Genomic DNA, 13,766 nt, shown 5'->3' with positions numbered 1-13,766 from the left:
TCATTCACTGTCTTCCAGCAGCGAAAGTTGCGGCACACTCGGCGCGGCAGGCGGCGTCAGCCCGATGTGATGATACCCCGGCGCCGTCAGCATCCGCCCGCGCGGCGTGCGCTGGATATAGCCGATCTGAAGCAGATAGGGCTCAATCGTCTCTTCCAGCGAGTCGCGCTCCTCCGCCAATGCGGCGGCGAGCGTTTCCACACCCACCGGTCCGCCGCCGTAAAATTCCGCCATGATGTTCATGTAGCGCCGGTCGGCCGCGTCCAGCCCCTGATGGTCCACATCCAGCGCCGAAAGCGCAAGGTCGGCCAGTGCGCGTGTGATGCTGTCCGTCCCGTGCGCATGGGTGAAATCCCGCACGCGCTTGAGCAGCCGCACGGCAATCCTCGGCGTGCCCCGCGCGCGTTTGGCAATTTCTTCCGCGCCTTCATCTTCAATCGGCACATTCAAAATCCGCGCGCCGCGTGTGATCACCGTCTTCAGTTCATCCACGCTGTAAAACTGCAGCTTCAAGGGAATGCCAAACCGGTCGCGCAGCGGGTTGGCCAGCAGCCCAAGCCGCGTCGTCGCCCCCACCAGCGTGAATTTTGGCAAATCAATGCGCACGCTCCGCGCCGCCGGGCCTTGCCCGATCATGATATCGAGCTTGTAATCCTCCATCGCCGGATAGAGCACTTCCTCTACCGCCGCATTCAGGCGATGAATCTCGTCGATGAACAGCACATCGCCTGCCTGAAGATTCGTTAGCAATGCGGCCAGATCGCCCGGCTTGGTAAGGATCGGCCCCGATGTCGTATGAAACCCCACCCCCATCTCGCGCGAGATGATCTGCGAAAGGGTGGTCTTGCCCAGTCCCGGCGGGCCGTAAAACAGCACATGGTCCAGCGATTCGCCGCGCGCCCTAGCGGCATCAATGAAAATCTTCAGGTTCTTGCACGCCTGCGCCTGGCCGGTGAAATCCGCCAGCATATCCGGCCGCAGGCTGCTTTCGCCCTGCAGGTCGCCCGGCTGCTGCTCGGCCTCAATCAGTGTGTTATGCAGCGAATCATGCATGCTGGCTGCTCAACTCTTTCAGCGCGGCGGGAATGAGTTGCTGAAGGCTCGCAATCTCCGGCTGCGCCTTCATCGCCCGTGCCACGGCCTGAAAGGCCTCCGAGCGCCCGTAACCCAGGCTGCCCAGCGCGGCGATGGCATCTTCACTGATATCCGCCACAGCCGGGGCAGGGGCCTTTTCAGCGCCTTTCGCCGCAGCGGGCGCAATGAAGGGCTCCGCGCTGACCTTGGCCAACGCTGCCTTATCCTTCAATTCCGTCACAATACGCAGTGCCAGTTTGGGCCCAACCCCGCTCACACGCTGCATCATCCGCGCATCCCCGCTGCCGATGGCAAGCGACAGGTCATTGGCCGAAAGCGTGGAAAGAATCGCCAGCCCAACCTTGGATCCCACCCCCTGAACCTGCGTCAGCAGCCTAAACCACTGCTGCTCCGCCGCATCGGCAAACCCGTACAGCGTAATGGCATCCTCCCGCACCTGGGTGTCGATCAGTACGGCCATGGCCTCGCCATACGCAGCCTTGGACAGGAGTTTCTGCGACCCATGCACCACATAGCCCACGCCGTTGACGTCCAGCAGCAGATGGTCGTCGCCAATATGGTCTATTTTCCCGCGAAGCTTCCCAATCATATGCCCATCTTATTGCTTAACGATGCATTATGGGCGGCTTGCGCGGCCTTGGCAATGGGCCATCGCAAAATTGTCATACTGGCAGGTTAACTGGTTGATTTATAAAAAAACGAAAGAGATGCCCAGCCGGAAGCCCGGTAGTAGGCTATCCATATGAAAACAGGGTGTAAACGTGAAGAATTTTCAGTATTTTAATTATTTTTGTCAATGATGCGGTGGCATGGGAACCAACGTCAGCCACATCATCACCCATAAAGACCGCCAGGAGGCCACCAGCCTGCGCGCCTGGGGAATGATGGCCTTCAGCGCGGCCATCCTCATGTTTTTCTGCATCACGGTGGGCTATCAGGGCTTTCGCGCACGCCAGGCGGCGGAAGCCATGGGGCGCGAGCAGGCCACCCGTCTCATCCAATCCGTCGTCAGCCATGTGGAGCTCACCTTTCTGGCTGTGGACATGACCCTTCGCCGCGCCACGGAGCGCCATTATTTTAACGAGCTTTTCGGTAATCAGCTGCTCAGCGACATCGAGAACAACTTCGTCAACTGGGTCAAGGAAACCCCGCAGATTTATGGGCTTTACCTGGCCGATACGAATGGGAAAATCGTGCTTGAAGCCACCCGCACCCAGGGTAAGGACCTCTTCCCCGTCGGGGTGGATGTACGGAAGGAGGATTTTTTCAAATCCATGGTCGATGGCGCCCGGGGCGAAAAGGACGTGTTCCTCTACCAGCCTCCTGCAACGGACAAATCCAAATCCCTCATCCTGCTCGTGCGCGTGCTGTACCGCATGAACGGGGAGGTGGGCGGCATCGTCTTCGCCGCCATCGATCCTGACTATTTCATCCAGTTTTTCCGCTCCATTGAGCCCTCGCACTGGAATTACCTGAGCATTGTCTCCCCCCGGGCGGAGCTGGTCGTTTCCGGCAGTGCGGATGAGGAGGAGGATGTGTACATGATCGACCAGGTCCGTCGCCGCATGAATGCCGCCAAGCCCGGTATCATGCAGCTGCTGACCGAGCAATATAACGGCAACGAAAAACTGCTCGCCATGCGTGAGCTGCGCACCACCCCGCTTTGGGTGAACGTGGTGCTGGATGAGCGGGACTACCTTCGCCAGTGGCGCAACGACCGCCGCAAGGATATCGGCTTTCTTGCCATGTTCGCCATTTTCGGCGCGGTGCTGTCCTATTTCGCCTGGACCATGGTCAGCCAGATCCGCCGCGTGGAGGAATCAGAGGCCAATGCCCTCATGGCCAGCCAGGCCAAGTCGGACTTTCTGGCTAACATGAGCCACGAGCTCCGCACCCCGCTCAATGCCATCATCGGATTCTCGGAAATGATGGATGCGGGCTATTTCGGCAAACTTTCGCCCAAGCAGAAAGAGCGTGTGCACGACATCCACCTTTGCGGCAACCATTTGCTTCAACTCATCAACGACATCCTGGAATTTTCCAAAACCGAAGCCGGCAAGATGGAGATCACCGAAACCTGGTTCGACCTGGGCCGCAACATCCAGGAATGCGTCCGCATGATCGAGCCCCGCGCCCGTGGCAAGGGGCTCGACATTCAGCTGGATCTGCCCGAATCCGGCCCTGATTTCTACGGCGATTCCCGCAAGATCCGCCAGCTCCTGCTCAACCTGCTCACCAATGCCGTCAAATTCACCGACCAGGGCCACATCCGTGTGCGCTACCACGTCAATTCCCGCCATGAACCGGTCATCACCGTGGAAGATAGCGGCATCGGCATGAGCGAGGACGACATCCCCGTGGCGCTCTCCGTCTTCGGCCAGGTCCACCGCACCACACACCCGGAAGGCACCGGCCTCGGCCTGCCGCTCTGCCGCATGTTTACCGAAATTCACGGCGGCGACCTGGCTATCCAGAGCCAGCCGGGCATCGGCACTGCTGTATCCGTATCCTTCCCGGCATTCCGTATTGAAAAGCCGGAAAAGGAAGTGGCGGCAAAATAGGGGTTATTTCTTCTCTTCGTCTTCCACCGGCTTGAAGCCCAGCTTCTTATAATCCGCGATACAGGCCGAATCATACCCGTTACAGCTCACGCTCTGTTTGCTCTGCGGGTTGCGCAGCGTGACTTCGCCCATGGCGCAGCCAGCCAGCGTAAAAAGAAACAGGAACGGCAGGAGGCGATTCATAAGGTCACTCCGAAGCGCAAACAAAAAAGCCAGCGGTCGCTGGCTTCAATCTGGAGCGGGTGAAGGGATTCGAACCCTCGACCCCGACCTTGGCAAGGTCGTGCTCTACCCCTGAGCTACACCCGCATCCGAAAGCGCCCGCTATCTCCTTCAATCGAAGGCCGGGGCGAAAATGTGGGCGGAGCATAGTAAAATTCTTCGCCATTGCAAGCGCGTTTTTGCTAAAAGAAAAGAAATTTCATTTCCCGCGCAAAGGACGCATCTCATGGCCAAAACCGCCGGTAGCGAACATAAAGTGGACCCCAAATTGCTGGAGGTGCTGGTATGCCCGCTTACCAAGCAGCCGCTGGAATATGATGCCAAAAAGCAGGAGCTCGTCAGCCCCTCGGCCAAGCTGGCCTACCCGATACGCGACGGTATCCCCATCATGCTGGTGGACGAGGCGCGCAAACTGGCATGAGTGCAAACGGCAGCATCTTTTTCGAAATACGGCAGGTAGGCAATATGCTTCGTGTCGCCGCGCTGGATGAGGCCACGGGCAAGGAGGTGGTCGTCAGCGGCCCGCTCGGGCAGGAGGAGGCGCTCAAGCGCACCGCGCTCCGCAAGCTGGAATACATGCTGGCTAAAAAATAAATCAAGCTATGCCGCTCGATTCTTCGTCATCCTCGGTGCCGCGCAGCGGCAACCGGGGATCCATGGCGCATCCCCTGAATAATGGAAATCAGGGCTCCTGCCTAAACTGCCCGTCCAGCGGACTTTTCCACAGCAGCACGAAAGCGATTGCCTTGAACAACAGCGGCAAAAGCGCATAGGCGCAAGCCAATGCGCGGATGGCTTCCGGCGGCGAAGCCTGCGCGGGAGTATAACCCGCCAGCGCCAGCAGGGGCAGGGCGATGGCCGCCGCCAGCGTCAGTGCGCTTTTGTTCATGAAGTTCCAGAGCCCGAACACCAGCCCGGGCTGCTGATGGTCCTTCATTTCATGGATCACATCGCCCATCATGGAAGGGCCGAACACCAGATCCGCCCCAAGTCCGATGCCGGAAAGCACGCAAACCACCAGAAAAAGCCCCTCATCTCCTGCCTTCAGGAAGGCGGCGAACGCAAAACTACAGGCCGATACCGCCATGGCTGCCATCCAGCTCCGCTTTTTGCCGAGCCTGCGGCTGCGCTTCAGCCAGAAAGGCATGCACACCGCGCCGGTGAGAAAATAGACGCCAACAAAAGCACCATTGTATTCATAGGCTTGTATGACGTCTTGAATGTAATAGATTGCAAGTGTCAATGGCACGCACACCGCAATGGCGTTACTGAGCGCAACGGCCAGTATCCACCGCATATGCGATTCCCTGAGCGGCGCGAACATGGCCTTCCATGCTCCTGCGGCGCTGTGCATGCGCTCTTTGATGTAATGATGGTCCGGCGCCAGGCGGCTCAGCAGGATGAGCGCCGCCACCGTACCGACGCTGCAAAGCAGGGCGAACCAGCCCATCGTCCCCAGATGGTCGCCCTTTTCCGCCAGCACCATCGGCAGGGTGGAGGCGAGCAGCACGCCAAGCAGGCTGAAGCCCTCGCGCCAGGCGCTGATGCGGTTCTGCTCCTCATACCCGCGGGAAAGGCATGCGCCGAGCGCCAGCGTGTTGATCATCGTCAGGCTGTAGGAAAGCGCGCAGAATGCCAGCAGAAAGGCAAAACATGCCGTTGCATGCTCCATAGGCAGGGGAACGGAAAACCCCCAAAGTCCAAGCGCCAGGCCGATGGAGCCGATGGCCACCAGCCGCCGCTGGCGGGGCAGGGTGCTGCCGTAACGGTCGCTGAAATGGCCGATGAACGGGTCCGCCACGGCATCCAGCATGCGGATGGCGATCAGCACCGTGGCGATGCTGCCCATCGAAATGCCGTAATGCCCCGTGAACAGCGGCGGAATATGCATGAACAGCGGCAGCCCGCCCATGGCGAGCGGCAGCCCGATGAAGCCGTAGAACAGCAGCTGGTTCTTCGGCAACCGTGCGGGGGCTTTAGGCATGCGCAAGCTCATACTGATAAACCTGCGTGCGCTCCGTGGCGAAGCCCGCGATGCAATGGCTCAGGTAAAAACGCCAGAGCCGGATGAAGCCTTCATCAAACCCGAGTTTTTTCACCTGCTCGCGCTGCTCGTCGAAACATTTCAGCCAGTGCCTGAGCGTGATGGCGTAATCCTTGCTGAACTCATAGACGTCCATCACCTTAAGCCCGGCCTTTTGCGCCTCTTCCGCAAAGCGCGAGGGAGAGGGCAGCATCCCCCCGGGAAAGCTGTATTGCTGGATCATTTCGCTGCGTTTGCGGTATTCGGTGAAGATCGAGTCATTCACCGTGATGGTCTGGATCACCGCGCGCCCCTGCCGTTTCAGGCATTGCGCCAGATGGGCGAAAAACCCCGGCCATTCCCGCTCGCCCACCGCCTCAAACGTCTCAATCGACACAATATGGTCGAACGCCTGCTTCACCTCGCGAAAATCCATCAGCTTGAGCCGGGCCACATGGCGTTTTACGGCATCCGCCAGCCTGGCGCTGGCATAGCTCAGCTGCTCCGGCGAGCGGGTGATGCCCGTCACCTCATGCCCGGCCTTCACGGCCTCTTCGGCAAATCCGCCCCAGCCGAAGCCGATTTCCAGCAATTGCCCTCTGCCTTTAAGGCGCTCGAGAATGCGGCGGTGCTTGCGCTGCTGCGCCGCTTCCAGGTCGCCGTCCTTTCCTTCAAAAATGGCGCCGGAAAAGCTCATGCTGGGATCCAGCCAGAGCTCATAGAATTCATTGCCGAGGTCCGTATGCGCCTTCACATGGTTTTTGATGTCGAAACGCATGTGCGAATGCATCAGCTTTTTGAAGCCAAGCACCAGCTTGGCCCACCAGGTGCTCTGGTAAAAGGTCTCGAGTTTGGCCTCGTTCAGCCCCACCAATGTAAGAAAGCCGGGCAGATCGTCCGTGTCCCATTTGCCGTCGCGGTAATCCTCGGCGAATCCGGCATCGCTGTTGGTCACCAGACGGCTGATCACGTTCCAGTCATGGATGTTTACCCGTGCCGTCGGCCCCGGCAGCGTGCCCTGGAAATGATGCTGCCCGCCATCGGGCAGGGTGAGGGTGAATTGCCCCAGCTTCATGTGCTTGAGCGCGGCAAGCAGCGTTTTGGATAAGGCCTGTCCGAGAATCATCTCAGGTAATATCCCACGGAATCGTCACACCCAGATCCTTGGCCACGCGGATGGCGGAATAGACGGCGTCTTCCGCCGTGCCGCACATCTGATAGGCCCCGCAATACCAGAACCCGCCCTTGCCCTGGATGGTTTTGATGCGCGTCTGCGCCTTGCTTGCATTGGTGTTGAGCTGCGGCGTGGGCAGGGCATATTCGCCGAGTGTCTTTTCCTTATCCGGCTCAATGGTCGGGTTGAGCGACAGCAATACCGGCTTTTCCACCGGCAGCGACTGGATGACGTTCAGCCAGTAGGTAAGGGGTATCTGCTGCCCGCTGCGGTGGCTGTCTCCGGTGAAGCTCATCACGTTATGGCTGGTCCAGCAGGCCTGGTTCTGCGGCATCAGCGCCGTGTCCGTATGCAATACGGCGCGGTTGACGTGGTGATTGAAGCAGCTCAGCAAAGCATGCTCTTCGGCGGAAAGAAGTTTAAGAAATTTCAGGGACTTATCTGGATGGCAGGCGATCACGGCGTGGTTGAAATGCTCTTCCTTGTCCAGTGAGGTTTTGATATTGACGCCCAGCTCAAGCCGCTCAAGCGACGTCACCGACTCATTGACGTAAATACGTTCCTTAAATGGCTCAATCAGCTTTTGCAGCAGCGCCTGGCTGCCTCCTTTGATACTGCGCCATTCACGCGGTTCCGCGCCATAAAGCAGGCCATGCTGTTGCAGATGGCGTAAAAAGCTTGCTGCGGGAAATGCCAGCATATCCACCATTGAGGTGGCAAAAAGCGCGCCACCCATCGGCAGCAGATAGCGCTCCACCAGGCGTTTGCTGACACGGGACTGTTTCAGAAAATCCGCCAGTGGCACGCCTGGCTGAATGCCGCCGGCCAGCATGCGCGTAACGAAGCGGTTGAATTTCATGATATCCAGCAGCATGCGCCAGTGTTGCGCATCCAAAAGCCGCCAGCGCTGCGCAAACATGGAATCCAGATTTTTGTTGGCATATTCAAACGGAATATCCGCCCCGTCCTCATGCAGGCTGAAGCCCAGCTGCGCCGTGTGCCCTTCCACCCCGAGCTGCCGCAACAGGTTGCACAGGTTGCCGTAATTCTTATCGTTATACAGCATAAAGCCGATATCGACCGGGAAGCTTTTGCCCTCCACGGTTGCATCCACCGTCTGGCACAGCCCGCCGATGGTGGGCGAAGCCTCGAACAGATGCACCTCATATTCGCGTGAAAGCAGCCATGCCGCTGTAAGGCCCGCCAGGCCCGATCCGATCACCGCTACTTTCATACGCCGCTTAACCTCCGGCTGTAATCAAGGAATCCCGTCACCGTTTCCGCCAGCCCGTCCCGGATGCGGGGATGGGTGATGGCGTGCTCGTCCATCACGTTCAGCGCGTCGGAAACGGTGAAAAGCTTGGGATAAACATAGCCGCCCAATGCCTCCAGCGGCACGCGGAAATGGATCAGCCCCTTCACGCCGCCCTGCAGCGAGGGCGAGGCCGCCAGCAGCAATATCGGCAGCCCGGCCAGCGGGCATGGCTTGAGGCAGGAGACCCAGTCGACGATGTTTTTCAGGCTTCCGGGGTAGGACCAGTTATATTCCGGCACGGCGATGATCATGGCATTGCAGCGGCCCATCATGGTCACCAGCTTGGCCGGGCCGGGCGGCATGCCCTGCTGCTGATAGCCCATATCGCTGTAAGAAGGGGCGTCCAGCTCGGCATAATCGGGGCTGACGCAGGCAATCCCTTGGGATTCTAGCAGCTTAAATACATGCTTGAGCAACAGGCGGTTGACGGAATCCGGACGCGTGGAGGCGGCGATGCCAAGAATCTGTCCAACGGTGTTAGGTCCCGGCACGAATGTTTCCCATGCTTACCACTTATTATATAGTGTGCATGTAACATCCTGATTCGGCTTCTCGCAACTATATTGCATGGCAACAGATAACAAAAAAACCCTTCTGCTGGAAATGCTTGACGGGCTCTATCGCGAGATACGGTCACTCGAGGATGAAAGCGGCCTGAAAGCCGGGCGGCGGGACCTGCGCCCGCCGGTGGAGGCGTATCACGATCTCATCCGCGCCTGGTCTGCCGGGGATGCCGCCCATCCGGATCTCACTGTTTCCTCGGTTGCCTTTTACCTTCAGTCCATGCGTCAGCGCTCCCGCTGGATGGGCGCGGGCCCCCATATTTATTGGGAAGACCAGGATGACCAGCATGAAAAAACCGCCAAACTCGCGCGGGAACAGAAGCGCAGCCTCATCCGCCATGCGCGGGACGTGGACGTGCCCGAAGAAATCATGCTGCTGGATATCATGGAGTTTCAAGCCCGCTACGGGCGCGATACGGAGGGGTTGCGCCAGCAATTGCGCTACCGCGTGGCGGAGCGCTATCGCCCACCCAGCCGGCATGCCGCCACCGCCCACGGCAGCTGGGAAAGGCTCGAGCCCGAAGATTTTCTGAACGGCATGATCTATCTCGGGGGCTTTTTTCAGCAATTAAAGCACGCCTCAAAAAACGCCCCCGCCATGCTGGAGGAGGAATCCGTCCGCAAAACCCACCTGCCGGTGCTGGACGCCAAAGCCGCCATTGCCGAGCAGGGCAGGCGGGCGCTTGCCAACATCTGGCTGCAGATCATGCATCCTTTGGCCCTGCGTGCGGCTTTTAAAACCAAAAGTGGCGTGTTTGGCGGCAAGGCTCGCTCGGTTTTCGATCCCAAGCGCCATGTGGCGGAAAGCGACTGGCAATATCTCGGCACTCTGGGGCTTCGCCTTCAGGGGCATTATGAGAAATATGCCATGCTCTTCGCCGCGGCCCTGGCCGATACGGTGAACGACAATTATAAAGTGGAGCTTGAGGAACTGGACGATCTGGTGCGCGATGCCTCCAAACTTCTCCGCCGTATTGAGGAGATGGAGCGCGGAGGGCCCAAACTCTCCATCGCCCAGCTGCAGCGCCTGCTGCACGAGGTGGATAACCCCGAGCTCAAGCGCCGCATTGCCATGCTGCTGAAGCAGGAGAGGGTGGATACCAGCTCTTCCCAGTCCGGCGGCGGCAACAAAATCCCCCCGGCCCAACTGATAAAAAAGGTGATGAAACAGGTAGACCAGGAGATCGACCGGCTGGAACAGGAGCACATGAATTTTCTTACCGGTCAGCTTTCCTCCTATGAAGAATCCAAGGACCTCATCAAGCAGCTGGCCGCCCAGGGGCTGAACCTGGCTGGCAAATTCACCGAAGCCGTCGCCGGTGTTTCCGCCGCGCGGGACAAGGGGCAGCGCGGCCGCTAGGGGGTGCTCGCAGCGCAGGGCGTAGGCCTTTGCTGCCGTTTCCTTAAGTTATTGATTCATATTGACCTGCGAGCAGGTGGGGCTGCCGAGAGCGTCGCGCCAGCGACTGCTTCATTGCGTAGCAACGCGAAGCGGGAAGCAACAAAACAATTTCCCTTGCCAAAATCCTTAAAGATTCCTCTATTTTCGCTTGACGGCATACATCCATCTCACTATGTATGCGCCTTCCCGCGGCCTGCCGGTCGCTTTGGGAGAGAATATCTGTCGCAACCTGCAGGATAGTAGACAAGAATATGCCAACGATGAATCAGCTGGTGCGCCATGGGCGCAGCGCCCAAGGCAAGCGGAACAAGGTTCCCGCCATGCAAGCATGCCCCCAAAAACGCGGCGTATGCACCCGCGTATACACCACCACGCCAAAGAAGCCGAACTCGGCTCTCCGTAAAGTAGCCCGTGTTCGCCTGACCAACGGCTTCGAAGTCACCGCCTACATCCCGGGTGAAGGCCACAACCTGCAGGAACACTCCGTAGTGCTCATCCGCGGTGGCCGTGTAAAAGATTTGCCGGGGGTCCGCTACCACATCATCCGTGGTACGCTGGATACTCAAGGTGTTAGCAAACGTCGTCAGCGTCGTTCGTCCTACGGCGCCAAACGTCCGAAATAAGGAGTTACCATGTCTCGTCGTCGTCGCGCAGAACCGCGTGAAGTTCACCCCGATGCCAAGTTCGGCAACATCGTGGTCAGCAAATTCATCAACTCCATCATGGAACATGGCAAGCGCTCCGTGGCCGAAAGCATCGTCTACGGTGCGTTCGACACGCTTTCCGGCAAGGGCAACGGTGACCCGCTGGAAGTGTTCGAGAAAGCCCTCGATAACGTGAAGCCCTCCATCGAAGTTCGCTCCCGCCGCGTCGGTGGTGCCACCTATCAGGTGCCGATGGAAGTTCGCGAAGCCCGCCGTCAGGCCCTGGCTCTGCGCTGGATCATCAATGCCGCCCGCAACCGCAGCGAGCGCACCATGCGCGGCCGCCTGAGCGGTGAGCTGCTGGATGCCTTCAACATGCGCGGCGGTGCCGTGAAAAAGCGTGAAGACACCCACAAGATGGCCGAAGCCAACAAGGCTTTCTCCCACTTCCGCTGGTAGTATTGATGCCGGGCTCTTGCAGCCCGGCTTTTCGCATTTCAAGTTTCTAGCCCTTTCAGGATATATATGGCCCGCCAGACTCCTATCGAGAAATACCGCAATATCGGCATCATGGCCCACATCGACGCCGGTAAGACCACCACCACTGAGCGTATCCTGTATTACACCGGTAAATCCCATAAAATCGGTGAAGTGCACGAAGGTGCCGCCACGATGGACTGGATGGAGCAGGAGCAGGAGCGCGGTATCACGATTACGTCCGCCGCCACTACCTGCTACTGGGGTGATCACCGCATCAACATCATCGATACCCCCGGCCACGTGGATTTCACCATCGAGGTGGAACGTTCGCTGCGCGTGCTCGACGGCGCCATCTGCGTGTTCGATTCCGTAGCCGGCGTGGAGCCGCAGTCTGAGACCGTATGGCGTCAGGCCGACAAATACGGCGTTCCCCGCATGTGCTTCGTCAACAAGATGGACCGCGTGGGCGCCAACTTCTTCCGCTGCGTGGACATGATGAAGGACCGCCTTGGCGCCAACGCCATGCCGGTTCAGCTCCCCATGGGTGCCGAAGACGAATATCAGGGCATGATCGACCTGGTGAAAATGAAAGCCATCACCTGGAAGGCCGAGACCCTGGGTGCTGAGTTCGAATACAGCGAAATCCCCGATGCCTTCAAAGAGCAGGCGAAGGAATATCGCGAAAAACTGATCGAAATGGCCGTTGAAATGGACGACGCCGCCATGGAAGCCTACCTGGAAGGCAAAGAGCCGGACGAGGCTACCCTGAAAAAATGCATCCGCAAAGGCACCATCACCGGTAAATTTGTACCCGTTCTCAACGGTACGGCATTCAAGAACAAAGGCGTTCAGCCGATGCTCGATGCCGTGTTGGATTTCCTCCCGTCCCCGATCGATATTCCCGCCATCAAAGGCGTGAAATTCGGCACGGACGAGGAAGTGACACGCAAGGCTGACGATAAAGAGCCGTTTGCTGCTCTGGCCTTCAAGATCATGACCGATCCGTTCGTGGGTTCGCTTACCTTCGCCCGTATCTATTCCGGCAAACTTGAGGGTGCCAGCTACGTTTACAACTCCGTCAAAGACAGCCGTGAGCGCATCGGCCGTATGCTGCTGATGCACGCAAACAGCCGTGAGGATATCAAGGAAGCTTACGCTGGCGATATCATCGCACTGGCCGGTCTGAAAGACACGACCACCGGTGACACGCTCTGCGATCCCGACAACAAGGTGATTCTTGAGCGCATGGAATTCCCAGAGCCGGTAATCGAGATGGCCGTTGAGCCGAAATCGAAAGCCGACCAGGAGAAAATGGGCGTTGCTCTCTCCCGTCTGGCTCAGGAGGATCCCTCCTTCCGCGTGATGACCGATCAGGAAACCGGCCAGACCGTGATCAAAGGTATGGGCGAGCTCCACCTCGAGATCATCGTCGACCGCATGAAGCGCGAATTCAAGGTGGAAGCCAACGTAGGTGCCCCCCAGGTGGCCTACCGCGAAACCATCAGCAAACCCTACACCATGGACTACACCCACAAGAAACAGTCGGGTGGTTCCGGTCAGTTTGCTCGCGTCATCATCGAGTTCGAGCCGAATGAAACCGGCAAAGGCTATGAATTTGAAAGCAAAATCGTTGGCGGTTCCGTTCCCAAGGAATATATCCCGGGTGTGGAAAAAGGCCTGGCGGCTGCTCAAAACACGGGCGTTATTGCCGGCTATCCCTGCATCGATTTCAAAGCCCGTCTGGTGGACGGCGCATACCACGATGTGGATTCAAGCTCCCTGGCATTCGAAATCGCGGCCCGCGCTGCCTTCCGTGAAGGCATGCCCAAGGCCGGTCCGAAGCTGCTCGAGCCGATCATGAAAGTCGAAGTCGTTACCCCGGAAGAATACATGGGCGACGTCATCGGCGATTTGAACTCCCGCCGCGGCCAGATCACCGGGATGGACCCGCGTGGCAACGCCCAGGTGGTGAACGCCTTCGTGCCTCTGGCCAACATGTTTGGCTATGTGAACACGCTGCGCTCCATGACCCAGGGCCGTGCGCAATATTCCATGGTGTTCGCTCACTATGGCGATGTGCCGACCCATGTGGCCGACGAAATTAAAGCCAAAGCTGCCTAACATATTGATTCTATAGGAGACAATCATGTCAAAAGAGAAGTTTGAGCGGAATAAGCCGCACGTAAACATTGGGACGATTGGTCACGTTGACCATGGCAAGACGTCGTTGACGGCTGCGATTACGAAGACGCTGGCCAAGGCTGGCGGTGCGAAATACACGGCCTAT

At 58.5% G+C, this 13,766-nt stretch carries 14 protein-coding genes and 1 tRNA gene; 7 read left to right on the top strand and 8 right to left on the bottom strand.

Going from position 1 to position 13,766, the window contains the following annotated elements:
* Positions 1-1,053 (bottom strand): Holliday junction branch migration DNA helicase RuvB, encoded by a 1,053-nt coding sequence (gene ruvB / locus GC177_10560; protein MBI1276391.1) that lies wholly within the window; start codon positions 1,051-1,053, stop codon positions 1-3.
* Positions 1,046-1,684, bottom strand: coding sequence for a Holliday junction branch migration protein RuvA (gene ruvA, locus GC177_10555; GenBank protein ID MBI1276390.1), 639 nt, complete (start codon positions 1,682-1,684; stop codon positions 1,046-1,048). Before ruvA ends, ruvB begins: the two co-directional genes overlap by 8 nt.
* A gap of 220 nt (positions 1,685-1,904) precedes the next feature.
* Here ruvA and GC177_10550 point away from each other — a divergent pair, with 220 nt between their 5' ends.
* The gene (locus tag GC177_10550; GenBank protein ID MBI1276389.1) at positions 1,905-3,656 is read left to right on the top strand and encodes a hypothetical protein; all 1,752 of its coding nucleotides are present in this window, start codon (positions 1,905-1,907) and stop codon (positions 3,654-3,656) included.
* 3 nt (positions 3,657-3,659) lie between these two features.
* On the opposite strand, the gene GC177_10545 is transcribed toward GC177_10550, so the two are convergent.
* Positions 3,660-3,839 carry a hypothetical protein gene (locus GC177_10545; GenBank protein ID MBI1276388.1) on the bottom strand — a complete coding sequence of 60 codons (180 nt, stop codon included), beginning with the start codon at positions 3,837-3,839 and terminating at the stop codon, positions 3,660-3,662.
* 51 nt (positions 3,840-3,890) lie between these two features.
* Positions 3,891-3,965, bottom strand: a tRNA-Gly gene (locus tag GC177_10540).
* 139 nt (positions 3,966-4,104) lie between these two features.
* On the opposite strand from GC177_10540, the gene GC177_10535 reads away from it, so the two are divergent.
* The gene (locus tag GC177_10535) at positions 4,105-4,299 is read left to right on the top strand and encodes a Trm112 family protein (protein MBI1276387.1); all 195 of its coding nucleotides are present in this window, start codon (positions 4,105-4,107) and stop codon (positions 4,297-4,299) included.
* Positions 4,300-4,560: 261 nt separating this feature from the next.
* On the opposite strand, the gene GC177_10530 is transcribed toward GC177_10535, so the two are convergent.
* The 4 genes from GC177_10530 to GC177_10515 are packed head-to-tail and all read right to left on the bottom strand — an operon-like array spanning position 4,561 to position 8,881.
* Entirely contained in the window at positions 4,561-5,874 is a 1,314-nt protein-coding gene (locus GC177_10530; GenBank protein MBI1276386.1) for an MFS transporter, read from the bottom strand.
* Positions 5,855-7,027 (bottom strand): methyltransferase domain-containing protein, encoded by a 1,173-nt coding sequence (locus GC177_10525; GenBank protein ID MBI1276385.1) that lies wholly within the window; start codon positions 7,025-7,027, stop codon positions 5,855-5,857. The genes GC177_10530 and GC177_10525 overlap by 20 nt, the downstream gene beginning before the upstream one ends.
* A gap of 1 nt (position 7,028) precedes the next feature.
* A complete protein-coding gene (locus GC177_10520) occupies positions 7,029-8,309 on the bottom strand; it encodes an NAD(P)-binding protein (protein ID MBI1276384.1) in 1,281 nt (426 codons plus the stop codon).
* Positions 8,306-8,881 carry an NADPH-dependent oxidoreductase gene (locus GC177_10515; protein MBI1276383.1) on the bottom strand — a complete coding sequence of 192 codons (576 nt, stop codon included), beginning with the start codon at positions 8,879-8,881 and terminating at the stop codon, positions 8,306-8,308. The genes GC177_10520 and GC177_10515 overlap by 4 nt, the downstream gene beginning before the upstream one ends.
* A gap of 76 nt (positions 8,882-8,957) precedes the next feature.
* Here GC177_10515 and GC177_10510 point away from each other — a divergent pair, with 76 nt between their 5' ends.
* The 5 genes from GC177_10510 to tuf form a co-directional block, all read left to right on the top strand.
* On the top strand, positions 8,958-10,313 hold the full coding sequence (locus GC177_10510) for a hypothetical protein (protein MBI1276382.1): 1,356 nt from the start codon (positions 8,958-8,960) through the stop codon (positions 10,311-10,313).
* A gap of 293 nt (positions 10,314-10,606) precedes the next feature.
* The gene (locus GC177_10505) at positions 10,607-10,978 is read left to right on the top strand and encodes a 30S ribosomal protein S12 (GenBank protein ID MBI1276381.1); all 372 of its coding nucleotides are present in this window, start codon (positions 10,607-10,609) and stop codon (positions 10,976-10,978) included.
* 9 nt (positions 10,979-10,987) lie between these two features.
* Positions 10,988-11,458, top strand: coding sequence for a 30S ribosomal protein S7 (rpsG, locus tag GC177_10500; GenBank protein MBI1276380.1), 471 nt, complete (start codon positions 10,988-10,990; stop codon positions 11,456-11,458).
* 66 nt (positions 11,459-11,524) lie between these two features.
* A complete protein-coding gene (gene fusA, locus GC177_10495; GenBank protein MBI1276379.1) occupies positions 11,525-13,600 on the top strand; it encodes an elongation factor G in 2,076 nt (691 codons plus the stop codon).
* A 25-nt stretch (positions 13,601-13,625) separates the two neighbouring features.
* A partial coding sequence (tuf, locus tag GC177_10490; protein MBI1276378.1) for an elongation factor Tu occupies positions 13,626-13,766 on the top strand: 141 nt, incomplete at its 3' end.

The sequence above is a fragment of the bacterium genome (assembly GCA_016124905.1).
GTDB lineage: Bacteria > Pseudomonadota > Alphaproteobacteria > Rickettsiales > RI-342 > RI-342.
The sequence above is the reverse complement of the archived record's forward strand: the minus strand, read 5'-3'. Positions and strand labels throughout refer to the sequence as shown.

Coding starts and splice junctions, on each gene's coding strand:
- ruvB (MBI1276391.1), bottom strand. CDS start 1,053: ATGCATGATTCGCTGCATAACACACTGATTGAGGCCGAGCAGCAGCCG.
- ruvA (MBI1276390.1), bottom strand. CDS start 1,684: ATGATTGGGAAGCTTCGCGGGAAAATAGACCATATTGGCGACGACCAT.
- GC177_10550 (MBI1276389.1), top strand. CDS start 1,905: ATGGGAACCAACGTCAGCCACATCATCACCCATAAAGACCGCCAGGAG.
- GC177_10545 (MBI1276388.1), bottom strand. CDS start 3,839: ATGAATCGCCTCCTGCCGTTCCTGTTTCTTTTTACGCTGGCTGGCTGC.
- GC177_10535 (MBI1276387.1), top strand. CDS start 4,105: ATGGCCAAAACCGCCGGTAGCGAACATAAAGTGGACCCCAAATTGCTG.
- GC177_10530 (MBI1276386.1), bottom strand. CDS start 5,874: ATGAGCTTGCGCATGCCTAAAGCCCCCGCACGGTTGCCGAAGAACCAG.
- GC177_10525 (MBI1276385.1), bottom strand. CDS start 7,027: ATGATTCTCGGACAGGCCTTATCCAAAACGCTGCTTGCCGCGCTCAAG.
- GC177_10520 (MBI1276384.1), bottom strand. CDS start 8,309: ATGAAAGTAGCGGTGATCGGATCGGGCCTGGCGGGCCTTACAGCGGCA.
- GC177_10510 (MBI1276382.1), top strand. CDS start 8,958: ATGGCAACAGATAACAAAAAAACCCTTCTGCTGGAAATGCTTGACGGG.
- GC177_10505 (MBI1276381.1), top strand. CDS start 10,607: ATGCCAACGATGAATCAGCTGGTGCGCCATGGGCGCAGCGCCCAAGGC.
- rpsG (MBI1276380.1), top strand. CDS start 10,988: ATGTCTCGTCGTCGTCGCGCAGAACCGCGTGAAGTTCACCCCGATGCC.
- fusA (MBI1276379.1), top strand. CDS start 11,525: ATGGCCCGCCAGACTCCTATCGAGAAATACCGCAATATCGGCATCATG.